19 protein-coding genes and 2 pseudogenes are annotated in these 24,937 nt (G+C 58.1%); 8 read left to right on the forward strand and 13 right to left on the reverse strand.

Annotated elements, in window-relative coordinates; translation table 11 throughout:
* The first annotated feature begins 25 nt into the window (after positions 1–25).
* The 3 genes from ACVMB0_RS37130 to ACVMB0_RS37140 are packed head-to-tail and all read left to right on the forward strand — an operon-like array spanning position 26 to position 3,408.
* Positions 26–964: a sulfotransferase family protein gene (locus ACVMB0_RS37130; protein WP_456852488.1), complete on the forward strand. Its 939-nt coding sequence runs from the start codon at positions 26–28 to the stop codon at positions 962–964.
* Positions 961–2,208 (forward strand): MFS transporter, encoded by a 1,248-nt coding sequence (locus ACVMB0_RS37135; protein ID WP_461349400.1) that lies wholly within the window; start codon positions 961–963, stop codon positions 2,206–2,208. Before ACVMB0_RS37130 ends, ACVMB0_RS37135 begins: the two co-directional genes overlap by 4 nt.
* A gap of 18 nt (positions 2,209–2,226) precedes the next feature.
* Positions 2,227–3,408, forward strand: a complete 1,182-nt coding sequence (locus ACVMB0_RS37140) for a condensation domain-containing protein (RefSeq protein WP_461349401.1) — start codon at positions 2,227–2,229, stop codon at positions 3,406–3,408.
* Between the two features lie 882 nt (positions 3,409–4,290).
* On the opposite strand, the gene ACVMB0_RS37145 is transcribed toward ACVMB0_RS37140, so the two are convergent.
* Positions 4,291–4,938, reverse strand: coding sequence for an FkbM family methyltransferase (locus ACVMB0_RS37145; RefSeq protein ID WP_461349402.1), 648 nt, complete (start codon positions 4,936–4,938; stop codon positions 4,291–4,293).
* A gap of 1,045 nt (positions 4,939–5,983) precedes the next feature.
* Here ACVMB0_RS37145 and ACVMB0_RS37150 point away from each other — a divergent pair.
* Positions 5,984–6,298 (forward strand): co-chaperone GroES, encoded by a 315-nt coding sequence (locus ACVMB0_RS37150; RefSeq protein WP_076829306.1) that lies wholly within the window; start codon positions 5,984–5,986, stop codon positions 6,296–6,298.
* Between the two features lie 81 nt (positions 6,299–6,379).
* Positions 6,380–8,020: a chaperonin GroEL gene (gene groL, locus ACVMB0_RS37155; RefSeq protein WP_076829308.1), complete on the forward strand. Its 1,641-nt coding sequence runs from the start codon at positions 6,380–6,382 to the stop codon at positions 8,018–8,020.
* A 182-nt stretch (positions 8,021–8,202) separates the two neighbouring features.
* On the opposite strand, the pseudogene cysD reads toward groL, so the two are convergent.
* From cysD to ACVMB0_RS37175, 4 genes and pseudogenes are all read right to left on the reverse strand, one after another.
* Positions 8,203–8,816: pseudogene (gene cysD / locus ACVMB0_RS37160) on the reverse strand (sulfate adenylyltransferase subunit CysD); the annotation flags it as partial.
* A 267-nt stretch (positions 8,817–9,083) separates the two neighbouring features.
* Complete coding sequence (gene noeE, locus ACVMB0_RS37165; protein ID WP_461349403.1) at positions 9,084–10,343, reverse strand: nodulation protein NoeE; 1,260 nt, start codon at positions 10,341–10,343, stop codon at positions 9,084–9,086.
* Between the two features lie 113 nt (positions 10,344–10,456).
* Complete coding sequence (locus ACVMB0_RS37170; RefSeq protein WP_461349404.1) at positions 10,457–10,933, reverse strand: hypothetical protein; 477 nt, start codon at positions 10,931–10,933, stop codon at positions 10,457–10,459.
* A 30-nt stretch (positions 10,934–10,963) separates the two neighbouring features.
* Positions 10,964–11,332, reverse strand: coding sequence for an antibiotic biosynthesis monooxygenase family protein (locus ACVMB0_RS37175; RefSeq protein ID WP_461349405.1), 369 nt, complete (start codon positions 11,330–11,332; stop codon positions 10,964–10,966).
* 97 nt (positions 11,333–11,429) lie between these two features.
* On the opposite strand from ACVMB0_RS37175, the gene ACVMB0_RS37180 reads away from it, so the two are divergent.
* Both ACVMB0_RS37180 and ACVMB0_RS37185 read left to right on the forward strand, forming a co-directional pair.
* Entirely contained in the window at positions 11,430–11,903 is a 474-nt protein-coding gene (locus tag ACVMB0_RS37180; protein WP_461349406.1) for a MarR family winged helix-turn-helix transcriptional regulator, read from the forward strand.
* A gap of 66 nt (positions 11,904–11,969) precedes the next feature.
* Positions 11,970–12,302 (forward strand): annotated as a pseudogene (locus tag ACVMB0_RS37185) (IS5 family transposase); the annotation flags it as partial.
* Between the two features lie 214 nt (positions 12,303–12,516).
* Here ACVMB0_RS37185 and ACVMB0_RS37190 read toward each other — a convergent pair.
* Positions 12,517–12,831, reverse strand: a complete 315-nt coding sequence (locus ACVMB0_RS37190) for a hypothetical protein (protein ID WP_461349407.1) — start codon at positions 12,829–12,831, stop codon at positions 12,517–12,519.
* A 2,488-nt stretch (positions 12,832–15,319) separates the two neighbouring features.
* On the opposite strand from ACVMB0_RS37190, the gene ACVMB0_RS37195 reads away from it, so the two are divergent.
* Positions 15,320–16,864, forward strand: coding sequence for an acyl-CoA dehydrogenase family protein (locus ACVMB0_RS37195; RefSeq protein WP_461349408.1), 1,545 nt, complete (start codon positions 15,320–15,322; stop codon positions 16,862–16,864).
* Positions 16,865–17,329: 465 nt separating this feature from the next.
* On the opposite strand, the gene ACVMB0_RS37200 is transcribed toward ACVMB0_RS37195, so the two are convergent.
* The 7 genes from ACVMB0_RS37200 to ACVMB0_RS37230 all read right to left on the reverse strand — a co-directional run bounded on the left by ACVMB0_RS37200 (position 17,330) and on the right by ACVMB0_RS37230 (position 24,914).
* Positions 17,330–18,040 (reverse strand): hypothetical protein, encoded by a 711-nt coding sequence (locus tag ACVMB0_RS37200; protein ID WP_461349409.1) that lies wholly within the window; start codon positions 18,038–18,040, stop codon positions 17,330–17,332.
* The gene (gene alr, locus ACVMB0_RS37205; RefSeq protein WP_461349410.1) at positions 18,037–19,257 is read right to left on the reverse strand and encodes an alanine racemase; all 1,221 of its coding nucleotides are present in this window, start codon (positions 19,255–19,257) and stop codon (positions 18,037–18,039) included. The genes ACVMB0_RS37200 and alr overlap by 4 nt, the downstream gene beginning before the upstream one ends.
* Positions 19,223–20,311, reverse strand: a complete 1,089-nt coding sequence (locus ACVMB0_RS37210) for an NAD(P)/FAD-dependent oxidoreductase (RefSeq protein WP_461349411.1) — start codon at positions 20,309–20,311, stop codon at positions 19,223–19,225. Before ACVMB0_RS37210 ends, alr begins: the two co-directional genes overlap by 35 nt.
* Positions 20,308–20,568: a cupin domain-containing protein gene (locus tag ACVMB0_RS37215; protein WP_461349412.1), complete on the reverse strand. Its 261-nt coding sequence runs from the start codon at positions 20,566–20,568 to the stop codon at positions 20,308–20,310. The genes ACVMB0_RS37210 and ACVMB0_RS37215 overlap by 4 nt, the downstream gene beginning before the upstream one ends.
* 135 nt (positions 20,569–20,703) lie before the next feature.
* Complete coding sequence (locus ACVMB0_RS37220; RefSeq protein WP_461349413.1) at positions 20,704–22,038, reverse strand: lysine N(6)-hydroxylase/L-ornithine N(5)-oxygenase family protein; 1,335 nt, start codon at positions 22,036–22,038, stop codon at positions 20,704–20,706.
* Positions 22,039–23,256, reverse strand: a complete 1,218-nt coding sequence (locus tag ACVMB0_RS37225) for an MFS transporter (protein WP_461349414.1) — start codon at positions 23,254–23,256, stop codon at positions 22,039–22,041.
* Positions 23,253–24,914 (reverse strand): class I tRNA ligase family protein, encoded by a 1,662-nt coding sequence (locus ACVMB0_RS37230; protein ID WP_461349415.1) that lies wholly within the window; start codon positions 24,912–24,914, stop codon positions 23,253–23,255. The genes ACVMB0_RS37225 and ACVMB0_RS37230 overlap by 4 nt, the downstream gene beginning before the upstream one ends.
* Between the last annotated feature and the right edge of the window lie 23 nt (positions 24,915–24,937).

Below are 24,937 nucleotides of genomic sequence, written 5' to 3' on the forward strand. Positions count from 1 at the left end.
CGCATGTCGAACAGAGAACAAGGCCATGTCGCAACCGGATCCATTTTCCACATCGCCGGTGCTTCTCGGAGGTGACAACCGGTCGGGCACCACCCTGCTGAGTATCGTGCTCGACTCACATCTGGATCTGGTAGCCGGGCCAGAGATCGACTTCCTCGAACCGCCCAATCTCGGGCCGCACATTCTTGGTGCCATCGATCTGCTTGCGGCCGATTCACGGCTCATGGGCGCACGCAAGAACACGATTGATCCGTTCTGGTACGACGGGATGCATTTTTTGGTGCAGTGCCGCCGCTTCGGTCTCGACTTCGATGACGTGCGCGAACTTGTCGGCAAGGTCATGGTCGTCACCGGCAATGACATTGTTTCGTTCGCCGACCGATGCCACCTCATCAACGAGATCGGCGAGTTGCGCCGCACGCGCAGCGGAGCCCAACGCTGGGGATTGAAACTGCAGCGGAAGATCACCCGGATCGACGACTTCGCCCGCCTGTGGCCGCGTGCACATTTCGTGCATATCGTGCGGGACGGCCGCGACGTTGCCGCCTCTCATCTGAGGACAGTTCCTGATTGGGGGTACCGAACAATTGCCGATGCCGCCCAGGGCTGGGCTGAAGTGGTATCCCGGCCGCACGGAATCGCGCCGCCTGGCCGTTACCTCGAGGTGCGTTACGAGGACCTTGTCAGCAGTCCCCGCAGTACTCTGGCGGCGATTTTGGATCACCTCGGCTTGCCTTGGGACGAGGCCGTGCTGCGTCACGCTGAATACGAACACGCGTTGTTCGAACAACCGCACGACCATCCGGCAGCCGAGGCTGCGGGAAAGCCGCTGCATCAGGGGCGGATCGGTCGCCATGTCCAGGATTTGACGCCAGCTCAGATTCTGGAGTTTGAGGAGATCGCCGGAAGTGAACTGGCCCGACTAGGCTATCTGTCCACCTCAACCCCGTCTGGCGACGCTTGAGTCGCCGGCACCGATCTGCTGCGCCCCACAGGCTGCCGAGCAGCTACCTTGCGCTGCTCGTCGGCCAGACCATTTCCTTGCTGGGCTCCAACGTAACCGTGCTGGCGCTGCCGCTCACTGCAATTACCCTGCTGGATGCCGGACCGGCGCAGGCGGGGCTCTTGCTGGCCTGCGGTCGGGCACCGTGCCTTTTCGTGAGCCTGTTCGCCGGGGTCATCGTCGACCGTCTCCCGCACCGACGAATCCTTCTGACCGCCAATGTGGTGATGGCGGTAACGCTCGCCACCATTCCGTTGTGCGCCAGCCTTGGACATCTGGGAATGGTTCAGCTGTACGTGACAACCGTGCTGGTTGGGGTAGCCGCGGTGATCGCCGACGTGGCTTATCTGGCGTGCATACCCGCAGTCCTCGACCGGTCTCAGCTGGTTCGGGCGCAGAGCTCATTGGAGTTCAGCCAGGCGACCGCGATGGCCGCAGGTCCGTTTCTGGCCGGCTGGCTCATCAACGCGTTTTCCGCTCCAACCGCAATCCTGGCCGACTGCGTCTCCTTTCTGCTTGCCGCCGCGTTGCTCTCGCTGGTGCCGATGCGTGCCGCCTCATGCTCAGCGGCCCCCTCGAGCACTGTGCTCGTCCAAATGGCAGAAGGGTTGGCGAGCGTGTTCGGCAATCCAGTTTTAAGGGCCGTTACCCTGGCCACCGGCACATTCATCTTTTGGCACAACGCGTATTCTGCGGCTTTTCTGCTGCATCTGACCAGGAATCTCGAATTCGACAGCCGGATCGTCGGCATGGTGCTCGGCATCGGCGCGCTTGGTGGTGTGGTGGGCGCGGCAGGCTCACCATGGGCGGGCCGGACAATTGGGCTTGGTCCCGTATTAATGACCGGTTTGGCGGTGAGCGCGGCAGGCATGAGCCTTGCGGCCCTGCTCACCGGGCCCTGGTGGGCAGCAGTGGCATGCGTGGCGCTCTCCCAATTCATTTTGTGGATCGGCCAGGGTCTCTACCACGTGCAGCAGGTTCCAATTCGATATGGGTTGGTCCCGCAGCACCTGCAAGGCCGGGTCAATGCGAGCATCCGCTGCGTCGTGTGGGGACTGGGCTCATTGGGCGCACTGGTCGGCGGCGCGGCCGCCGCTGCAACGGGCCTGCGCATCATGTTGCTGGCGAGCAGTGTGCTAGGCACTGCCTCGATACTCTGGATCTGGCGCTCGCCGCTGCGCCGCATGCGCAGCTTGCACCTGTAACCGTCGCGACGGCCCTTCATGGACATCAAGGAATTTTGCGATACTGATCGGCAGCCGGGGCGGCTGATGGTGTGGCGGATCAGCGTTCCCGACCCGGTCAGCTGGCGGCCCGACCCGCGCCGTCCGTCCCATGTTCAGGAAGACCATCTTCGCTTTGCGCACGATGGCCGACCCGGCTGGCTCGGCACCGCCTTCGACTTGCCGGGCGAGTTCAACGGCGCTGCGCTGACCAAATCGATCCTTGGCTGGGTCGACCGGCACGAGGCGCTACGCAGCCGGTTGGTCAAGGATGGATCGGCAATTCGTCGTGCCACGATTGATCCAGGCGCGGCAGCGCTCGAAAAAACCGTGGTGGGTGACTGCGCCGATCCCGATGAAATAGCTCAATTACTGGAAGAGCTGTTCGACGCAGAGACCAAGCCGATGTCCTGGCCGGCATATGTCTTCGTGACGATCACCCGGCCGACATCGACAAGCCTCCTCTTGGCCTGCGACCACTCCGTCAGCGATGCCTACTCTATCGCTTCGGTGCCATACGAAATCCGCGAGCTATACACAGCCGCAATCCTGGGAGTGGCGGCCGGGCTGGCACCGGTGAGCAGCTATCTGGACCACGCTGAATCCGAACGAGAGCGACTGGACGATTTGACCGATGATCATCCTGCTATCGCTCACTGGCGCGAACTGATCGCCGCAAACGGCGGTCAATTGCCGGATTTTCCGCTACCACTCGGTGCGCCGGAGGGGACCTTACAACGCACAGGACGAATGTGGCTGCTCGATGCGGCACAGGCATCTGAGTTCGATCGCGGCTGCAGGGTCCCAGGGCGGAAACGCGACGACGGGATTATTCGCCTGTCTGGCGCTCGCCGGAAAGACACTGGCAGACCAACAAGAATTCCTCGCCGTTGCCCCCTTTCACACGCGGTACGATCTGCGCTCGATGCGCTCGGTAGGATGGTATGTCGGGATGGGCCCGGTGCGTTTCCGCCTGGCTGGCACGTTGCCGGAGCTCCTGCGCGCCGCGCGGCTCGAGCTCAAGCGAGCCAGGAAAACCGCTCAGGTGCCATTTCCAAAAGCGATGGAGCTGCTCGGCACCGCGCTGCGCGACCGTTTCATGGTCTCTTATATGGACAATCGCACTGTGCCCGGGTCAGACCTGTGGCCGCAGTGGCGGACACGATTTATGATCAGTCGTAGTTCTGATGCTTGCGAGACATACCTTTGGATCAGTCGCTGGCAGGACGGAATCTATGTGCACTTCCGTCACCCCGGCACCGCCCTCGCGCGAACCGCGATAGATCACTATCTCGCTGAAGTGGCGGCGCACGCTCATTTCATCAGTCGCGCTCGTCCACTGCCGCAACTTTCGAACTGACCAAAAGGCGCACAGCATCCTCACTTGCCTTTTTTGCACTGAGCTTGGCGATGGCACAGTCCTTGCCAAGCCTTGGCCGTGAGATTAATTCGTCCGAGAATGGCCGAGGAGGCCTACGGGATGATCGGCTGCTGCAGTTATGCTCGCATGGATAAGGGGAGCTTCAATGAAGCCTGCTACGACCAAGTTGTCCGCAGATGCAGACCGTTCGAACAAGGAAGACGCCAGGGATGGCGCGAGCACCAACTCACGGCATGAAATAACAATAGCGGCGCCAAGTGCGTGACGAAATCCGACCAACTCAAGGAGCTACGCGAACTCATGCAATTGCTTTGGCATTTGTTCGAACGAGTGCACGAGCTTCCAAGAGGCCCAGAACATACAGCAGCCGTTCAGACGCTTAAACGCTTGGAGCGCCGGCTGGTAGTCCTGGTTCAAGCATCTGAAACGGCTCGGGCGATTGACCGCAAACTCGCCGATCGTGCCGGCTCGCTAAGCCGGTGATTGTCACACTCTCACCAAAGCCTCGACGTGGCCGCCATCGGCGGGATCTGCAATAACAGCCGCGAACAAAAAGGACGCCTGCAAGCCTGTCCGACCGCTACATTTGTTCGCCTATTGATCATTGATTGTGCAGCTTTGGGCGGCATAAACTGCGCAAATCAGTCTTCCAGCTACGAATGAGCGCCGTATTCAAGTAGCCGCTAGAAGCGCGTATTTTTAAGCAATACATCGCCTTCCACGTCGCGCGGATAATGCGCCGCCACTTCGAACGATGGTAACAGGTCAAGAATGGCCTGGAGAGACAGCTGCCCTTCGTACAGCTCGCGGTCGCTGTATTCCGTGTAGATGAAGCGCGTGTTGCTGACGGTCTGCATGCCGCCGGCGATGACGTCGGCTTCGGCCCCCTGGACATCCATCCAGATGAAATCGACCCTGTTCAGCCCGGCTTCGTTGCACCAATCGTCAAGCCGCCGCGTTTGAACCGGGACGGGACGATCAAAGCGAACCCAATCATACTCAGTCAAATGATTTTTCGGGCGGCGTATCGAGCCGGAAAGGTCCCATTCCTTCGCATCACCATCTGCATTGCTTGGATGGAATTCGATCATCCCGTTTCGATCGCTGATCGCGATTTCAAGCAACTTCACCTTGTCGAGAGATGGGCCCAGCTTCTTCCTGAAGCGCGCGATCGCTCTGGGGTCAGGCTCGAAGCAGTAGAGCTGCGCTTGCGGGCACAGGTTGAGAAAGTATTGCGTGTCGGTTCCGTCGTTGCATCCGATATCCAGGATGACCGGATCCGACTTCTGAAGAAGGGAAACAATGTGCTGATGTATTTCCACAGAAGACACCGGTCTTTCCCCAATAGTTGAGATGTGTGCTCGAAGCCGCAATCACATGCCTGACGACCCCGCACAATGTATATCAACGTATATAATTCATATGCCCGTCCCCCTTTATCCAAGGCCATCTGGACGCTGATACCAAACGGCAGTCCGTCGCGGCGAAAGCCGCAGCAATTGTCCTGGGGCGACAGAGCTGTCCGGAAGGACCTAAATCGGACAACGCGCAGGAGAAGCGGATAGCCATGCCGGTGTGCGGTCCCTCGCCCTCGAGACTAAGGATCGTCTTCCTCCAAACATCGTCGTTGCCGGCGCATTACCCGTCGGCGGCTCTCGATGGAGCGGTCGAGGACAGAGTGACCGCTCCCGTGCAACGATGACCAATCACCGTCTATCGCAGTTGCAGCCCAGCCAATGTCTTCCTCCATCTGATAGTCGGCGTTCCGGATTCGCGCACTCTCGATCCTTCGGCTCACGACTTTTAGGCTGTTTGGCCTGAAGGAGCGCGATCACGCCGGCGATTCTGAGAGCGCGCCCCAGGCCACGCTGACCGCCACTGAATGATGGGCAGAACTCACCGCAACGTTCGCCGATGGCGCTCGGAGAAAACAGCATTGCTGCGGCGCGAACTCCTTAAGGAGCATCGATCACGGCCACTCCGGCGGGGCACGCGGCCTCCCAGGTGGTCGGGCGCTCCCGACGAATCGGCTCGGTTCCGGAAGGCTACGGCAATTCGGGCCGTCGACCGCGGGTCACGCTACGTTCCGCTACCCTTCACTTCGCCGGACCCGCTGGGTGCATCCAGAGACCGCGAGATAGGGGTATAGGGGGAATATGGTTGTGTTGACGAAACGCAATGTCATTTTCGCAACAGCTTGGCTGTCTCTAGACATGATGACGTCTGCTTCCGACCTAGGACACGCGCAGTCCAGGCGCACGATTCAGCAGAACCGCAGGCAAGAGGCGCTCCTCATCGTTGGCCTGGCTCTTGCTATCACCGATACTGTTGCAATGTGGCGAAGCGCCAACTCGTTCAAACGCTCAGGAGGTCCGTATGAATTTCCGTCCGCTTCACGACCGCGTCGTGGTTAGGCGCATCGACGCTGAAGAGAAGACCGCTGGCGGTATCATCATTCCCGACACAGCCAAGGAAAAGCCCTCGCAAGGCGAAGTCATCGCCGTTGGCCCGGGCGGCCGCGACGAGACCGGCAAGCTGATTCCGATCGACCTCCAGGTCGGCGATCGTGTCCTGTTCGGCAAGTGGTCCGGTACCGAGGTCAAGATCGACGGCGAAGACCTGCTGATCATGAAAGAAAGCGACATCATGGGCGTGCTCACCGATGTGTTTTCCAAGAAGAAGGCCGCCTGACCCGGCTACTCGCACATCTCACCCCGACGGGCGCCTGTGTCGGCGCGCCGAAGGATGAGAGAATAACCGAAGGAATTGTTTATGACAGCCAAAGAAGTCAAATTCGGAGTAGACGCGCGCGACCGCATGCTGCGTGGTGTGGACATCCTCGCCAACGCGGTACAGGTCACGCTCGGTCCGAAGGGCCGCAACGTGGTGCTCGAGAAGTCGTTCGGCGCTCCCCGCATCACCAAGGACGGCGTCGCCGTCGCCAAGGAGGTCGAGCTGGAGGAGAAGTTCGAGAACATGGGCGCCCAGATGGTGCGCGAAGTCGCCTCCAAGGCTGCTGACGCGGCCGGCGACGGCACCACCACGGCGACCGTGCTTGCGGCCGCAATCGTGCGCGAAGGCGCCAAGTCGGTCGCTGCCGGCATGAACCCGATGGATCTGAAGCGCGGTATCGACCTCGCGGTCGAAGCCGTCGTGGCCGACCTCCAGAAGAACTCGAAGAAGGTCACCTCGAACGAGGAAATCGCCCAGGTCGGCACCATTTCGGCCAACGGCGATGCCGAGATCGGCAAGTTCCTCGCCGATGCCATGAAGAAGGTCGGCAACGAGGGCGTGATCACGGTCGAGGAAGCCAAGTCGCTCGAGACCGAACTCGACGTCGTCGAGGGCATGCAGTTCGATCGCGGCTACATCTCGCCCTACTTCGTCACCAACGCCGACAAGATGCGCGTTGAGATGGACGACGCCTACATCCTCATCAACGAGAAGAAGCTCTCCTCGCTGAACGAGCTGCTGCCGCTGCTCGAGGCCGTGGTGCAGACCGGCAAGCCGCTGGTGATCGTCGCTGAAGACGTCGAAGGCGAAGCGCTTGCCACCCTCGTCGTCAACCGCCTGCGTGGCGGCCTGAAGGTCGCGGCCGTCAAGGCTCCGGGCTTCGGCGATCGCCGCAAGGCCATGCTGCAGGACATCGCGGTCCTGACCGGCGGCCAGGCCATCTCGGAAGACCTCGGCATCAAGCTCGAGAACGTCACGCTGCAGATGCTCGGTCGCGCCAAGAAGGTGATGATCGACAAGGAGAACACCACGATCGTCAACGGCGCCGGCAAGAAGGCCGACATCGACGCCCGCGTTGCCCAGATCAAGGCGCAGATCGAGGAAACCACCTCGGACTACGACCGAGAGAAGCTGCAGGAGCGTCTCGCCAAGCTCGCGGGCGGCGTCGCGGTGATCCGCGTCGGCGGCTCGACCGAAGTCGAGGTGAAGGAGCGCAAGGATCGCGTTGATGACGCGATGCATGCGACCCGCGCGGCTGTCGAGGAAGGTGTCCTGCCGGGCGGCGGCGTCGCCCTGCTCCGTGCTTCCGAGCAGCTCAAGGGCCTGCGCACCAAGAACGACGACCAGAAGACCGGCGTCGAGATCGTGCGCAAGGCGCTGTCCTGGCCGGCCCGCCAGATCGCGATCAACGCTGGCGAAGACGGCTCGATCGTGGTCGGCAAAGTCCTCGAGAACGACCAATATTCTTTCGGCTTCGATGCCCAGACGGGCGAGTACAGCAATCTCGTCACCAAGGGCATCATCGATCCGACCAAGGTCGTGCGCATCGCGGTCCAGAACGCGTCCTCGGTGGCGGCTCTGCTGATCACCACGGAAGCGATGGTCGCCGAGCTGCCGAAGAAGGCCGCGGCGGGCCCCGCAATCCCTCCCGGCGCCGGCATGGGCGGTATGGATTTCTGACTGCGCCCCTCAAAGCGCCGACACATGCGGAGCCCTGGCAGGAATGCCAGGGCTTTTCAGCTTCGGGCGAACCATCCAGACACCATTTGAGCTGGATCGGCAGGTGGCGTCGAGAGCCGCATCGGTCATCCCTGCCAGCAGCGGTTGGTCCGATCAAGCCTCTTCTGACGTATCCTCCGCGCCTGTTGCTTTGCGAAGTAGAGCGGGACGACCGGTATCTTTCGAGCATGGTATAATTCCATCTAGCTCGGTCCAGGTTGACATCGCGAACACCCGCATGCCTTCACCTTGGCGGATCCACGCATTGAACAGGCTCCAGAGCTCCGGCCGCAGGTTGCGGGGATCCCATATGTGTCCGGCCGAACGGTAGGAGAGTATCCGTTCTTTGGCGCGGCTCATTTCTTCGTCACGCCGGGCTCCCCCGAAACGCGGCATCAAATCCGTAAAGCTCGAGCGCCTGCTTCAGGGCATCGGTCTTCATAACTTAGGTATGAAGCGTCAATCCGGAGTCGATCGATTCCGCGCGCAATGCCCTGCTTGTTGACATGCACGATCAGCTCGAGGCCGAGACGTTTGGCCGTCGCGTCCCGGAAACTGATCATCTCGCGGAATTCCATGTCGTATCGACGTGAAGCAGGGAAAAGGCAATTTTGCCGAACAGAACCGCAATATGCAGCAGCACGCTGGAATCTTTTCCGATCGAGTAAAGCATGACGGGCTTCTTGAACTCGGCAACTACCTCACGCATGATTTCGATCGATTCAGATTCGAGACGGCGCAGATGTTTTGGCAGCATGTAAGTTCTTTGGATGCTGGATTTCGGTTCTTCACCGCTCTGCGACGCCGGCCCAGAGGAGCAATGTTGGCGGCGGACGGGCCCGGCGCTGCGCGTGGCTATTCAGAAGGTCGAGCGCGCGTTGGGCAGAAGACCGACACAGCCTGAGACCTGTCGCATTCCGTCGCAATGCTGTGGCATCAGCCTCACACCTATTACGTAGATCAGCTCGTTATAGGCTAAAGGCTAAATCAGCCAGCAGGTTTTGATCGCAAGCATGCAGATCACCTAAGCCACATTGATGATCTGCTCAAGCCGCGCAACCTGACCTCGCAAGATCTCGATAGCTGCATCGCGAGTTCGAATAGCATCCAGCCTTGCAGCTCGATCAGCTTCTGACGCCAACAGTGCCTGTTGCAACTGTGTCCTCGGTGAATTGGCCGGCTTCAAATTCTCCTCAAGGTCGGCAGACGACGGATCTTGCGCCTGCATCACGGAGGAGTCGGACGCGGAACGAAAGTTCTGTGCAACCTCTCGAGCAATGTGGACTTGCCCACCAGATTGAGATGGCCCGGACGATGCCCCCTTGCCAACTCGCAAATCCCACCAGGTTCGGAATACCTGTCGATAGAGCTCCGTGACCTGAGGGCCTCTATCGACGACCCCGGCTTGCTGTGCACGAAGCAGTTCCGCCTCATATCCGAGTTCTGTCAAGAGCTCGGTGCCAACCAGATCGGTCACGGTTTGCATCTCTTCAATGCTTAGTTGGGATTGCCATGCATCGACAGAGCTTTGGTCGACCGCGTTTCGTTCCAGGATTTTTCGATCTCCGAAGCGGCTGGATCGAAGATAGTCTACTTGTCCAAAGCCTGCCGATGCGTTCGCCGCCGGATCACAGCCGAGTCCAGTCAGAAGGCGTCGAACCTCTTCGTCCGGATGGGCCACAAGCAGTTCGTATCGCACCAGCTGTGTGTGCGGGCGCGTGCGCTGCGCCGCCAATCTGGGAAGGCCTAGAACCAAATCGGAAAGTGCAGATATCAAGACATCTGGCACGCGGAGCACGAGATCGGCGAGACTGGACACGCTGAGCGAATAGGAGCTTTCCGCCCGAAGCGGGATTCCCCACGTGGATTTCAGTGAAGCCGCGATGGCATAGGGATTGCGCATCAGAAGGATGTGTGGCGCTCGCGGATAGACACGTTCAAGAAATTCAAGCGCTGCCCAATAGCGTGGCGTTTTGTCTATGATGATCCGCTTGCCTGCGGCTGCCAGATACTGACCATATGCTGCGTCGGCGAAAGCCCGATCGGCAATCGTCCGATCGATACGCGCTAGGAATTCGGAGTTTGCGCCCTCAATCAAGGAGGGTCCTGCCGGGTGGCCTTGGTCCACCCTGCCAAAAGCCTCGAGCGCCAGCATCAACCAGGGTTCAGGCGGAGCCGCAATTTCTGGGTGTTGCTGAAGCAAATGCGCCAGGAGCGTCGTCCCCGATCGTGGAAGTCCAAGCAGAAAGCAGACCGCGGGCGGACGGTTAAAAGTAGCATTCATAATTCAGACCTCATGCTTCAGCAGCGAATTCATAGCCGCTCGTTCGACTGAGCGAACCCAGCCGCGGGGCTAGGGCGCGTACTCGTAAAGTTACGACAATACCTGGCGTCAGGTTAGTTGTTCGCGCAGTTCCGGTTCAGGAGATCAAGCGGGATTGCGGCGCAACCATCCTTCATTTTGAGACCGCCCCGCATGTTGAGAGCAAGAAGTGTAATGTTTGTTGCGCCGGCGACGAGCTCGATCGCCTGCACAGCATAGAACGTGGCATCGAATTCTGCCGCCTGAGCTTTGGACGCAAGGAAGAGCGCAGACGGAATAAGAATCAGGATGCCGTTTCCTGTAACGAATGGCATGCGCTTGAATTTGGCCGCGATCAGTCCGGCCCGGCGCCCCTTTGCCAAGATGACACCTGTGCCACCGGTCACAGCGAGCGCCGGAATCAGCAACAAGAAACCCCACGCTATGGTGCTCTTAACCGCTGCAACTGTGGCATGGAACGCGAACAGCTCACTGAGTACCGTCGATAGCCAAAATGTGCCGATCGTTGCGATAGCCAAGGCGCCAGCGACAGGATGGATCAACTTGATCATGAGTATCTTCACTTCCTAAAAGCAGCAGCGCTAGGCAACGCAGATGCCGGGCACGGCAACTTTCTGGAACAGATGAGGGGAAGCTATCGCCGAGGCCGGATAACTGGCGATTTTTGCTAGAAAGTCAGGTTGGGTGAAGGCCGCGCGGAAGTGTGCGGTGGATTCCCAGACGGCGTAGTTCAGATAGGTCGAGCTGTCGCCGAGAGCCCTATGCAGCTGAGTGGAAATGAAGCCCGGCTGTCGCTTCATGAACGGTGCGTCATCCTGCCAGGTCTTGAGAAAAGCCGCCTCATCGGCCTTGTCGAGAGTGAATGGGTTCACCAGGACGACAGAATTTGCCTCAATTGCGATCTGGCGGTCGATCGGGAAGGAAGGGTCGAGTGGGCGTAGCAGCGACATGAGTGCCTCCATGGCTATTTAATTTATGATGCCTAATCGGTATTATGACTACATACCAACTTGACGTCATGATGTCAATATAAAGCAATGGTGACAAATGAAAAGAGCCGAGCGAACCCCCGAGGGTGACGCCCTGACCGACCTTGTTCTCGATCTATTCAGGCTCGACAGCCTACTTCTGACGGTCGGCGACCGTCTGGTCGCCCCGCTTGGCCTAACAAGTGCACGCTGGCAGGTGCTTGGCGCCATTGTGTCCGCCGAACGTCCCCAACCGGTCGCTTGGCTCGCTCGCGACCTCGGCGGCAATCGTCAAAACGTGCAGCGGATTATCAATGATCTGCACAGGGAGGGCCTCGTATCTTTTGAGGTCAACCCTCATCACCGACGGGCGCAGCTCGTCGTGCTCACTGATAATGGACAGCGCGCCTTCGAAGCCGCAATGGAATTGCAGGCTCCCTGGATCAACGATCTTTCAGAAGGGCTGTCGGTCAAGGATATACGGATCGTCCATCGCGTGATCACGGCCTTGCGAGATAAACTTGAGGGCAGCCGTGAGGACAAGTCGGCCTGACATGGCAAAAGCATTGTGCTCGGCCCGTCGCCCGCCATTCAAGCTCCCAAACCGGGGCCTCGAATCATGCGCCATGAACTAACGGACTACGAATGGGCAGCTATCAAGTCTATGCGACCAAACAAGCCGCGTCGAGCTCCTCGGGTAAACGACCGACGCGTCCTCAATGGCATCTTCTAGGTCCTGCGATCCGGGGCACCTTGGCGCGATTTGCCGGATCATTTTGGCCCTTACACTACCTGCTATAACCGCTTTGTTCGCTGGCGCCGGGCCGGTGGCTGGGGCCGAATCATAGATGCACTCGCCGCTGCTCACGATGCGGCCGTCCAGATGATCGACACCTCTATTATCCGCGTTCATCAGCACGGATCGTGCATCGCCAAGAACCAGAGGCAATCGTGTGCACCGACTTGCGAAAGTCGACCGGCTGTGCCGCCAGCACCACCTTGAGGTCAGACCGTAACGCAATCAACGGAGCCCCGAAGCGCCGATAGCACTGTCGAAAGCGTCGCCAGCACCACTCCGGGCTCGACCCGGATGCGTGCGCCGCCCACCTCGATCTCCATCATCCCGCCAAGCTTGCCTTGGGGGCGATGCGATCTGCGGCAGCACCTTATGCGCGGACGCGAACCGGTCCGGTTCGTCTGCCGTCGCCGGACCGCTCTCGGAAGCGATCCGGACCGGCACGAAGCCTGGCGCCTGAAAGCTCGCTGCCGTCGCGAACTTGCGCCGCCACACCGTCGCAGCCCACGGACAACGCCATGGCGCCGAGCGACCTCGGAAATATTAGCCCTTCCTCGAAGCTCTCCCCCATGATCTGGGCCTTCTCTTCCACCGTCCAGTACCGTCGCCAACGCTGCCCCGTGATCACCTCGATCCCACGATAGGAGCCTCCTTCCTGCCTGGCATCAACCACGGCTTCATGCATCTGCCATAGCTCACCTCAAAAAAAGCAGGTCATACCAGGCTGCATCGCAGCTCATTCGCGCGATGCCCAGGTGGGGCGCTCATGCCGGTTACCATGTGATTGATGCTGTTGAGTGTTCGACAGATCGCGGGATCTCTGGCGAAGGAACAACTTACTCAAGAGGCTGCAAAGATACTCCACTGCTGCGAGCCGTTCGCTTGATCAAAGATCAAGCGGCGCGGCCAGTTGTCCGGGCTGTACAAGCAACGGCCAAAGCCCATAGAGCCAACCGAGCACCGAACGCAGCCGCAAGACCGCCAATCTGACGCATCAGTTTCACAAATGAAGAGGCCGCAGCGGGGATTCCCCGCTGAGGCCAGATTGAGCTTGCCGACACCGCTGGTCGCCGAAATCAGCAGCCGTACGTTGGGCTGAAAAAATACGAAATGAAAATTACCTGCCCATAGCAGCATAATCTGAAAAAATTTGGGTTCCGAAAATAACAGGTGTCAATCCTCTTGAGAATTGCCACATCTATAACGGCGGTATCCATAGTCCCAACCTTCCAATTTTGCTTATCGGCTCCCGTTTCCGGGGGCAAACACTCAAACTCGAGCCCCGCGCACCCATTTCGTGGGTGAACACGTCAATCCGCTATGGAAATGCGCGCAAGGTCGGCCGACTTTGAAGCAAAGCAGTGAGCCGCCGGGGCAGCGGTCTTGTGTTGTCCAGTGCTCCCAACTTATCCTCGCAACCCGAGCTGAGCCGAAGGCCCGGCATTGGCGAGCCACCGCCCTCGCCGACCTCTGGCGACACTCGGTCAGCACTTCTCGACCCGGCCAGCTCATTATTGTTGAGCCCCAGACTGCTGATTGCTTGACGCGCCCGTGTTCTGATTTATTGAATTGCTTGGCTTCTGGCGACGCAGGACCTGAACCAGCCCCTGCTGTGCCTTCACTGCTTTCCGTCCCGTTCATTGCTTCAAACACAGACATTCCATGCGGACCAATGCGCATAACGGGAGGTTTGCCGTCCCGTGACTTCGCCTGAACAACGAACAACCTCGCAACGACTTTGACGTCTGTAAAGCCGGCGTTGGTCTTGTCGAATACGACGGCTTGATCCCACGCCGACCTGGCGCACCGAGAGCCTCGACTCTCCATCAGAGCCGAGGTTCGCAAATGAAGGCCTATGACCGCCTGCACCTAAGATGCGGATGAACTCTTCTTTTGTAGATCAAGCCACCTTGTCAGCTAGCGTTTTCGGCGCGTGGCTGAGAGGACGCGCAAGCTCCCCGAATACGCGGCCTGGCCGTAACACTTCGCCGATGGTAGCCGTGCGTCCGGATGTCTTCGCGGATTTGCTCGCTCACCGACCGTACGACGCGTTTCTTCCGCCAGTTCCTGTTGAAATGGAGCGGAATGGAATCGCCCCGAGGAACAACGAGAAGGTCGTTCCGTTCGTTCACGTAGATATCGTACATGGATCCTCGCTCCCGACGAACATAGGCCGATGCTCAAGCGTTTTGGTGACTTTGACGACACGGTCGCGAGAAACCCACATGAGCCGCTTTGCTCCTCGAGAGGGTCACAATCGAGCCGCCACCTCCACGGCAACGCGGCGCCGAGCGTGAACTAGCCAAGTCGCAAGAATCCCGCACGCGGACATCGAGAGACGCCTCGGCGTCTTCCTCAAGTTCGGTTTCCACGTCGGTCTTCAAATTACTCAGCATGCTGCGGCAATAACCTGCAACGTAGTGAGCGAGAGGAAGGCCTCGGGGTCTACGAGCAGCTTGCCGACCAACCCTTTGACGTCCTCTGGAAAACGGCCCCAGCACCTCTGGGGGCCAAGGGCCGGTACTGGGGCCGCCATCCTGCCTGACTCAGGCATAAGAGACGGGCAACTTGACAATAAAGAGCGGGCCAAACTGGGCAATTAGCATATGTGAATCTCCGCCACGTTTTCCAACGAGAAGCGATCGTAGCCGACCTTACACCCCCGCCTGAACTGGATGCGCGCCAATATTCTTTTCACCAAAGCGGCGGTTGACTCGCTTCTGAACGTTGGGCCCCTCTGTCGCGAGGTCGGCGCAGCGTCTCGGTTCGAAATCGCTCCGACATCGATCGGGCCGACTTCGTAAAGCTCGATGTGGGGAATCACCGGTGCCAGTCGGCGGGACGGTCCGGGTCGCCGTCTGGCAGACCGTCAGTCTGATCAAGACTCTCCCGCTTCGCAGAACTCTGCGGAGTGACCGGTGCCACGAGCCTGCTGCACGTCGTTCGCTCATCGGGGAAGCGGACAACGCCGGGCGCCACGTTCTAATGCGGAGTAAAGGGGTCCTCAGAACCGACGGTGCGCTCTGACCGGCAATTCCGCGGGCGTCCTGTTGCCTAGCGTCCCCCGCACAAATTCTGGGGCTCTGGCGAGCGAGCTATACCAATGTGTATTCCGGCGAGCCGCAGGGATAATTGGCATAAAGCGCAGGGGCAATCATTCTGGCTGCATGGCTATGTCCTCTCAAGTTTGCGCCCTTTTCGAGGAGGCGCCGGAACGCTCAGCCGGAGTTCGTGCTTCCAGCCTATACTCCACTCTGATCGATGACCTCAGTCAGTTAAATTTCGCAGACGCGGATGACCGTCGAGCATTCCCTCCGACCCTACATAGTATGCTGGCAAGGCATGGACTGTTCGGGCTCACCATACCGGCAGATCGCGGCGGATTGGCTCTTTCCCTGCAAAAGGCCATCGAGCTCATCTCTGCCACTGCATCTTTCGATGTCTCCGCTGCCTCTACCCTCGTCATCCATAACTTTCTGGCCTTGCCCTGCATCGAAGCGGCACCGCATCTGCCAAACCAAGAGCAGGTCATACGGGGTGCAACACGCGGCGATCTTTGCGCTTTCGCTTTGACGGAGCCTGGAGCAGGTTCTGCCCCGAGGCACATAGAAGCTTCGGCATTCATGCATGAAGATAAGGTTCGCATCTGCGGCCGTAAGATTTGGATTGGCCTCGCTGACTGGGCCCGGTGGATCGTTTGTTTTGCGCGAGCGTCCGGTCATGATGCCAAAGGTCGCCTCGTTGGTGTACTGGTTGATAGGCAGGCTCCCGGCCTTAAAGTCACGCACGAGCATCGCACCCTCGGTTTGCGTGGAATTATACAGAATACTCTCGAGTTCCAGGACGTCGAGGTGCCACGTGCTTACGTGCTTTCTCGCGACCAAGACGGTTGGGGCGCAGCGGCATCCAGCATGAACCGCGGCCGAATAGGTGTGGCTGCGATGGGCCTTGGCGCCCTTGAGCGCGCGATCCAGGTCGCGGCTTCATATGCAAATCATCGTCGCCTAGGTAAGCTGCGCATGATTGAGAACAGCTACATAGAGCAGCTGTTTGGGCAGATGGTACTTCGCCGCGAAGTTGTGAAGGCGATGCTTACGGCATCCTGCCGACTCGTCTCTGGGCAGGGATCTCCCAATAACCACCTTGCATCGGCAACGAAGGTACTGTCGTCCGAATGGTGCGGCCTTGTCGCCGATCAATGCGTCCAACTGTTGGGTGGCCGAGGGTACGATGAGGGGACGCCCTTAGCTAAAATCTATCGTGACGCCCGTATTCTCCGCATCTTCGAAGGTCCGACGGAGACGCTTTTATCCCATCTTGGCCGTTGTCTTCTTTCCAGAGCCACACGCGACGAAATAGCCGATCTTTTTGTCTCTCTGGGTGCGGCGTCGGTCCATGCGGACGCCGTTGATGAGCTCCGCGGCCTCGATGAGACAGATGGTGCCGTGCTAATCTATGCAGGTTGGCTCACCACATTGGGATTAGCACAAGCTGTCATGACTGCTGGCACTTTCACTGCCTCGAACTGTGCCACAGCGGCGGCTGATCTGGTCAGCACCGAACTAGCTGCTGTGCGTTCTCGCGCGCCGACACGCCTAAGTGTCGAACGCCGCAGTCATGCCAGCCAGACGCTGGCCAGTTTTCTTCAAGACGCGGCATGCTCCATCCGCTCCCCTGTTCTCTCAGACGATTACCTTAAATTGGTACAATATGTCTAACGTCCAGCCACGAGCTGGAGCGAAGGCGAACTGCCACACAGGCATTGCGGATGCGCCGAGTCTCCTCGAGCATGACCTGACCTTATCAGGGACAACAAGCCGCCGACCACGCAAAGCTGCCAGTTCATGATGGCGCATCGCGTCAGCCTTGAGATGCTCCATTCACCGCCCCGCCGGACGAAGGATCCACGATCGCGCGGCGCGGGACTTTCCGTTGAAAACGATCGGGTGGCTCCTGCAGCATTTTTGCTCTGGACCGTTGCTTGCTCGCGGCGTCCGCATTTGAGACGACGTTGAACGGCATACGCTTGCTAAGGCTCGTATCCGCGTAACAATCCCTACTTCACTGAATCGATCCTCAAAACCGACTTGCATTTCGTCTTTTCTGTTGATGCCCACGACGAAGCAAGCGCCGCTCCCCTCCTCCCCCTTCTGCATGTCTCGTAAGACGAACGCGAATAACCTTCATACCTGCTCGTTACTGAAATGAAGGAAATTACAGACGTCAAAGTATTTTGCCTCATTCAAGCGGAATCCAAATGCCGATATTCGGCTCGTCAGAACACACGGATCGAAAGCAAACGCCTGGAAGCCGTTCGAGCAATCTAATCGGACGTAGTCATCTGTCCGCACGACAGCCTGAACGTTTATCCCGCACAGATCATAATATTCTAGCCGCGTCGCGGTCGCTGCCTCGCTCGTTGAAAAGAGCGACAACGCGAGATCAAAGGGCGTCCGGCAGATTAGCGTGAGAAATTCGATTGGACGATCCATGGTGCCAAGAAAATTGAACGGCAAAATGCAAAGCACTCTTCCGTCATATCGCCGCATGATCTCATCGACCAGACGCCTTCTTTTAAAGAATTTGTTGGCCTCGCAGCGGACAATAGCCGCGTTGTCATCCTTTAACCTTCGCGCACGAGGTGGATTGATATCGACACCGAGGTAATCACTGTCATCGTTCTTGATGCCGACAAGGCGGTAGCAACTGCAACCTACCTCAATAATCAACCGGTATGTGGTCGAACGCAGGAGTTCAAGATAGAAGGCTCTCTCACGTTCATGGAACTGACGCACCCGAGCGGTGAAGTAGCCCGGACGCATGAGCCGCATACCTTCGTCGCCCAGATAGATCGCTCGATTCACTTGGCGAGATCGGAATGCAGAGGAGTTCATTGGCGCCTCATCTCATCCCGCTTGGCCGAAACATAAAGTCTGCGACATCGTTGTCCGATCGCCGTGGTTAATTCATCGCTCAGCATATTCGCGGCCAAAGCCACATCTGCGACGGTCTGCTCGGGGCAGATCAGGTCGACCGTTGTACCCGGCGCAGTCCAGCTCTCGGGCAGATCCGTCACATCGATACTGATGAGATCCATCGAAACGAAGCCGACGATTGGCGCGCGGGCACCACATATGAAGACATGACCTCGATTGCTGAGACTACGCGGAAACCCATCTGCATAACCGATAGAGGCGGTCGCGACACGCATCCGTCTCTTCACTGGGTATGACCTGTGGTATCCTATCGCTTCCCCGATCTTTACTCTGCGACTTTGAATGATTCGCGTTCGCAGGCGAACGACTTGCGACGGCCTGAAGTCGGGATCACCGGATACGGAAAGGCCGAGAATTCCTCCACCCGACCTTATGAGGTCGAAATGAAATTCACATCCGGCAAATAGCCCCGCGGAGTTCGACAGCGAAAGGATCGCTTTGGGAAACAGATAGGTGAGTTTGCGGAACTGATACAATTGTTGCCGACTGATTTCGTTGCGCCACTCCGCGCAGGCGAGTTGGCTCATGAACAGCACGACCGGCAACTCCGACAGCCCCCTTTCATTCTCGGCGGCTTTTTGCAGCTCATCGATGGGAAACCCCAGTCGAGACAAGCCCGTGTCGACATGGATACCTGCGGGCAACAACCGGTTGCGAAGGCGGCAATGCCCAAGCCATGCATCCAGCTGTTCCCTGCTGTTCAGGATCGGCAGCAAGTCATGGTGCTCGATAGCCGCCTCCGAACCGGGCATAACCCCATGAAGCAGGTAGATTTTCGCAGCTAAAGGCAGCACCTTGCGCAGGGCCACGCCTTCTTCCACATCGGCCACGAAGAAATGCCCGCAGCCAAGCCGCGCAAGAAACGGCGCTATGCGGAGCGCGCCAAGGCCGTAGGCGTCTGCCTTGAGAACTGCGCCGCAAGCGCTTTGGGGCGCCAGCATCCGAAACTTCCGGTAGTTAGATTCTATCGCGCCGAGATCAACAACCATGGTCGATCTCGATGTATTGGCATAACCGGCATCTGACAGATTATCAGAGAGATTGGAGTTGAGACCAATCACATCCGGCATATGCCGCCCCTCATGTCGCCGTACTGTCGTGCCGATCCGCAGCATATAGGGATCGTACCGCCTCTTCCGCACACGCCGGCCCAAAGCGAAACCCATTGCCCGAACCACCCCCGATCACATGCAAACCTGCGATATCTTTCGCTGGACGGGAGAACGGGACACCATCCGCCGAATAGCCGTCGCAGAACACACGTGCTGATGCCACTGCTGGCACTTCGGCGGAAAACCACTTGGCCAGAATTGCGGTAGCACGCGCGAGATCATCCGAACTGAGCCGCAGTTCATCGGAGGCCGGATTCACATCCCATTCCTGCGAGGTAAAGCTAAACAGCCAGTATCCCTGCTCGATCATGGGAATGAGGAACGCGTAGTCATCGAATAGCCCGATCATTGGACAGTTCGGCGTGGGCCGTGCGGCCAAATGGAGCGCGACTACCTTCTTAACTCGCAATCCCGATTCGTCTGTTAGATGCCGGCGCAACGGTGACCCTGGTAACCAGGGCCCGATTGCAAGAATGGCCCGCTTCGTCGAGAGCTCGCTGTTATCAGAGGTCTGGAGAAGAATATTGCGTGGCCCCTTCCGTATTCTTGTAATTGATGTACGCTGGCTTATTGAAACACCTTCACTCTTGAGCCTTTGAGTCAGATCCTGAATGATGGAATCGACTTGACAGTACGAACCACGATCCAACAGGACGGCCACATCGTCGGGGACCAAAAACTGTGGCAGCGATAATAACCTCTCGGCCAGAGCAAAGGATGTTGATGGGGTCGGGTGGCCCACGCTGCTCTGTCGCGCGAGTTCGCCGGGATTGCGCGTCAACCAAAACACATCACAGTCTCGTCCCTTGGGCCATTGTCCATCAGGATAGATCCCGCGCCAGAATTTTGAACCACAATCGATGAGGCTCCTTTCCTTCTGGTTACGACAGATGTTGATCTGGATCCCAGGCGCAAACCCGCTGGTACCAGATCCAACGATATCTCGTTCGACGATGACTATTCTTTTTCCCGGGCCATCGCTCGCTGCGATGAAGGCAGCACTGAGGCCCATAACGCCGGCCCCGATGACTGCGAGGTCATAGAGCTTGTCAGTCATTGAGTTTGTTTCCAGGAGATGGAGAAGGCGCTCAGAACTTCGCTGCCACTATTCCGCAAGTGATGGGTCTGATTTGGCCGCAGAAACACCAGATCGCCGGCCTTCACGGCCAACTCACCATCGTCGGTCACTACCTGACCGCGCCCGCTCGTGATCCGCCAGATCTCGGTCGAAGGATGGGAATGAGGCGTCGACACCGCGAGTGGATCGAGGGCGGAATTCGATGAATTCAACCGGAACGGTGATCCCCGGATCATCTATCCCTTTGACGTCCTGTACCAGCACGCCGGGGCTATAGACCGTTACGTCCCCTAAAGTCATCAGCTGAGCATTCTTCACGGTGTATCTCCAATCATGCAGCTGGACCGCGACATGCTGCGCATTGCCGATCCTCAGCGGGCGCTCTCAGGCACCGCACCATGCCACTCGAGAGTTCCTGTTGCAGGCCCGCAATCGTAAGCTACCCGACCAATGATCGAATTGAGCACCGTCGAGGCGCGCCAAGGAACCAAACTCAGATTTGTGTCGGCGATGCCATGTTGAAATCGTGCGCCATTCTGGACGTATAAGCGGCAGCTTTCGGGACCATCAAACCGGGCCCGGAACTCCTTGCCGACCACGATCTCCCGAGAGCCACCAGGCGCACTCACAATCGAAAGCCGGTTTGCGACCGGCTCCAGAAAGGGAGGGATCTCGGTACGGTAGCCCGTGGCCAGCACGATAATGTCAGCGACATGTTCTGCGCGGACGCCGGTGGCCTGCTGACGCACTCCCAGGCGAAATGGAGATGTGGCACGCAGCTCCTCAGCCATGGTGTCGACGCGTATTTCGACCTGAGCGGGATACGAACCTCGACCAACCTCGCGATCGTAAAGTGCGTTGTAGATCGCGCGTAGTGTCGATGGGTTGACGCCATCGCTCGCCAAAACCTGCCGTGCAAGGGTTTGCTTTCTGGCGGCGTCGGTTTGCTCAAGGAACCATGCGCCAAACTGTGGAAAGAACCACTCATTGACGAAGGGGCTATCTTCGAGGGCAAATATGCTTGCGCGGCGCGTGACCCAGGTCAAGGCTCCCAGCGCGCCGCATGCACCGGTTAGCAGATGAAGAAATATTTCTGCTCCGCTTTGTCCCCCACCGACCACAACAACACGCTTGTTGGGAAACTCGCGGCGTCGCAGGAGAAAGGTACTCGCGTGAAACACCTGATTCTCCGGTGCATTTCTGCTCCAGTCAGGAACAGAGGGCACCCGGCCTACGCCGACCACTGCCGTACGGGTCTGATAATCGCGGCGGTTGGTAGCGATACTGAACGCATCACCGCGTAGTTCGACTGCAATAACCTGCTCGCCGAATTGAACGTTCGCTAGCTTTTCTGCTGCCCATTTCAAATAATCTTCAAATTCGCTCCGGCCAACCGAAGCGATTCCTCGAACAATGGCCTGATAAAGCCGTCTTTTCTCGTGCAGGTAGGCGAGAAAGCTATATGCACTGGTCGGATCTGCTGGCGTTACCAGGTCCTTTAAGGGGCTGGTTTGCATAAGAGCCCCATCTAGAAGCAACCCTGGATGCCAACTCGGCGCCTCCGATCTTTCCAGGATGTGTAAGGAAATTTCCGGAATCGGGGCCGCGAGCGCTGCCAGGCTCAGATTCGCCGGGCCTGCGCCGATTGCCGTTACCTGATGGCCGCCGCCCTGCTTCGACATCACACTGTCCGCGAGACGAGCCATTTAGCGCTCCCGGCTGGTTGAAAACACTTGAATTGCGAGAACGATGCCATTGCCACCGACAAGCATCATCATGCTGATCAGCAGATCATCGAAGCTGTGGACGCTCACGATCTGCCCGGCGATATATGGAAATCCGAATAGACCAACGAAGTAGGATAGCGTGAAGACCTGAGAAGCAACCGCCAATGATGTCCCGTCTGTACCTGCAATGAAGACGACCATACCGTTCAGAGTCGAATAGCTAAGTCCGTATCCAAGGGCGAATACCGCTGTACCGAGGATGTAGATCTCCGCACTCCTTGCATTGATAAAAAGCAAGAATAGTCCCGCCATGGTGCACACGACGAGAAACGCAGCGACCCACTCAAGCCGGACCTTTCCGATGACGGGCGCCGCCGCGAAGCGCAAGAAAACAGCCGTCAACGTGAAGACTATAAAGAATGTATCGGCGGATTGCCCCCGCGATGAAGCGTAAAGCGTCTGGAACGTGGACAGACCGGAAAACACGCATGCGCCGATGCCGATCATGACGATCGGATATCGCGTATTCGACTTGAAGGCCTCTCGCACGCCCTCAAACGTGAGTCGAACAGTCGCCATTTTGATCTGAGGAGCGCGCGCCAGTGCCCTGCCGGCCAACTCCAGCAGCATGGCGCCAACGAGACATGCAGCCGCGAATAGAGAGTAGGCTGCGATATAGGATCCGAAAATCTCCACGACGGTGCGCGCCAGGGGGACAGCAAGTCCGATCCCCAGCATCTGGGATCCGGAAAGCAAGGTGAGATACTTGACACGAGCCGCAGGCCGCACGCGTTCCAGTATTTGAAGCGGCGCCAGCATATAGAAGATTGACCATCCAATGCCGAGCGAGAGCCCGCCGAGATAAGCGAGGAACATAAAAGCCGGCGCCGCTGCAAAACAGATCATTGCAATTGCCATCACCGCGGCAGCAAGGGTGATCGTTCGCATCACCCCAAATAGATCGGCGATCCGGCCAGCTACAAGCGAACATAGTATTGTCGCGACCGTACCGGTCGAAATAACTGTTCCTGCTATGGATGCGCTCTGTGGAGCCGACCGCAGAGCATCCACGAGAAAGAAGCTCGACCCATACGACGCGGCCACGTTGATGCTACCAAGCATAAATGGAATCGAGACCTCGAGCGGCACTTCATCGGGCAAGTTCTCGGCGGCGATAATGTTCGCTGCAGCGCTCATTGTGCAACTTTTCCCGGAAGGCACCGGTCAATGTCTGCGGCTGTCAAGCTGCGCCCATCGATTCTTGGTACGCTTCCGCTTCGTTCGGATGAGGGTCTCGCCGCGCAGGCTGCGAGGGGATGTCCTTCATGACCGAGCCAGTGCCACAGAGCTTCTGTTATCCTGGGCATCAGCGGCCAACCCAGTATGCTGAAGCCCATCAGCCATGTGTAAGCGATCTGATGGTTCGGATTGGAATCAAGACAATCGAGCCATTCGGTTACCGATCTGGACGCGTGCGATACGCGCAGATGATCTAGCGAGAGAGCGGAGCACTGTTGGTCATACAGCCGGTCCAGCGTGATCATCATTGCATCATCTACGTGACACGCGGCGAAGGCCGGCATCGCGTTGATGATGTCCGTGCAACGGTTGATGACCCCAGCGCTCTTGTCGAGAATTGCATTATAGCGATTAATCAGTTGTTTTGGGATCAGATCAGTTTCCGCTTCTTCGGGGCAGATTTCCGACAGACATGCTCTGAGAATATCGATAGATATATCCGGCACTTGAGCTATTTCACCCGCCCAAATCACGTGGCCGCGGCTGGTGGAGAACTTCGATCCGTTCAACCGAAGGAAACGATTAAAGAAAATTCGGTCAAATTGACGAAATGACTCTTGGCCCAATGCGCATCCGGTAACTCCCACGAGCATCGGAATTGTATTGTCGATGCCGGTCGCGCCGATCAGGAAAGTATCGGAATTGCGCGCAAAGGCACTTGGCGTGCCGGATGTCTCCACATCTTTATGCCCGCAATAGAGGGAATGAGCATAGAGCAACGAGGAGTAGCTAAACAGGATCTGACGTGTGTTGAACTGCCGCGAATTCCAGGACAATCCATGCAGGCCAGGAACGGTCAACCGCATTTGCTGCCCTTTGCGTGCGATATACCGCTTCCCTATCTCCACAAAGCCAGGTTCGATAGCCGCATCGTCCCACGCCCGGACGAGTTGGTCCTTTCGTGCAATTGAGAGAAAGGCAGAAATGTTATCTGTCCATTCTACAATCCGTCCCCGCCTCGACACCGGATTTCGTGCTTCATCTGGCTCGAAATGATGTCCACACTGTTCGCAGAAGAAGCTCCCCGCGGACGCTTCGCATACGGGGCAGGTTGCACCAAACCAGCCTCCAATGCAGAAACGCTCTTCCGTTGGCGTCAGAGCAGAACCAGCATCGTCGACGGGTAGCCGCGCTGCGCGAAATTCCAGCGATCCTGCTGCAGATAACGCATCCATGAGCACGTTGCTGACATTGGAAAACCGCTGAAGATTTTTACCGTGGGCTGGATCATCGAAATGGTCGAAAACGATCCCTAGTGAGGCGAGATCATGAGCAATCCCGACATGGAAGCCATGAGCCAAGTCCGACGGGTCGATGTTCTCGCGGGCTGCTCGGACTAGAACATGGTTCTCGAAGCCGTCGGTCGTCAGACCGGAGCGAACATGATGGCCTGCCCTCTTCAGGTGCCTTTGTAGAACGTCTATTCTGAGAAATGGGCCGGCAGCGTGGCCAAGATGTGCCCTGCCATTAGCCGTCAAGTTGACGGGTGAGATATATACGTCGGCGGGCTTCGTATTCGCTACGCTTAGCGGTGTGATGATTGGGCTTCTTCTCATATTTGCACAAATGACATCCAGGA

The organism is Bradyrhizobium sp. USDA 4451, from assembly GCF_054822585.1.

Coding starts and splice junctions, on each gene's coding strand:
- ACVMB0_RS37130 (WP_456852488.1), top strand. CDS start 26: ATGTCGCAACCGGATCCATTTTCCACATCGCCGGTGCTTCTCGGAGGT.
- ACVMB0_RS37140 (WP_461349401.1), top strand. CDS start 2,227: ATGGACATCAAGGAATTTTGCGATACTGATCGGCAGCCGGGGCGGCTG.
- ACVMB0_RS37150 (WP_076829306.1), top strand. CDS start 5,984: ATGAATTTCCGTCCGCTTCACGACCGCGTCGTGGTTAGGCGCATCGAC.
- groL (WP_076829308.1), top strand. CDS start 6,380: ATGACAGCCAAAGAAGTCAAATTCGGAGTAGACGCGCGCGACCGCATG.
- noeE (WP_461349403.1), bottom strand. CDS start 10,343: ATGAATGCTACTTTTAACCGTCCGCCCGCGGTCTGCTTTCTGCTTGGA.
- ACVMB0_RS37170 (WP_461349404.1), bottom strand. CDS start 10,933: ATGATCAAGTTGATCCATCCTGTCGCTGGCGCCTTGGCTATCGCAACG.
- ACVMB0_RS37175 (WP_461349405.1), bottom strand. CDS start 11,332: ATGTCGCTGCTACGCCCACTCGACCCTTCCTTCCCGATCGACCGCCAG.
- ACVMB0_RS37180 (WP_461349406.1), top strand. CDS start 11,430: ATGAAAAGAGCCGAGCGAACCCCCGAGGGTGACGCCCTGACCGACCTT.
- ACVMB0_RS37190 (WP_461349407.1), bottom strand. CDS start 12,831: ATGCATGAAGCCGTGGTTGATGCCAGGCAGGAAGGAGGCTCCTATCGT.
- ACVMB0_RS37195 (WP_461349408.1), top strand. CDS start 15,320: ATGTCCTCTCAAGTTTGCGCCCTTTTCGAGGAGGCGCCGGAACGCTCA.
- ACVMB0_RS37200 (WP_461349409.1), bottom strand. CDS start 18,040: ATGAACTCCTCTGCATTCCGATCTCGCCAAGTGAATCGAGCGATCTAT.
- alr (WP_461349410.1), bottom strand. CDS start 19,257: ATGCTGCGGATCGGCACGACAGTACGGCGACATGAGGGGCGGCATATG.
- ACVMB0_RS37210 (WP_461349411.1), bottom strand. CDS start 20,311: ATGACTGACAAGCTCTATGACCTCGCAGTCATCGGGGCCGGCGTTATG.
- ACVMB0_RS37215 (WP_461349412.1), bottom strand. CDS start 20,568: ATGATCCGGGGATCACCGTTCCGGTTGAATTCATCGAATTCCGCCCTC.
- ACVMB0_RS37220 (WP_461349413.1), bottom strand. CDS start 22,038: ATGGCTCGTCTCGCGGACAGTGTGATGTCGAAGCAGGGCGGCGGCCAT.
- ACVMB0_RS37225 (WP_461349414.1), bottom strand. CDS start 23,256: ATGAGCGCTGCAGCGAACATTATCGCCGCCGAGAACTTGCCCGATGAA.
- ACVMB0_RS37230 (WP_461349415.1), bottom strand. CDS start 24,914: ATGAGAAGAAGCCCAATCATCACACCGCTAAGCGTAGCGAATACGAAG.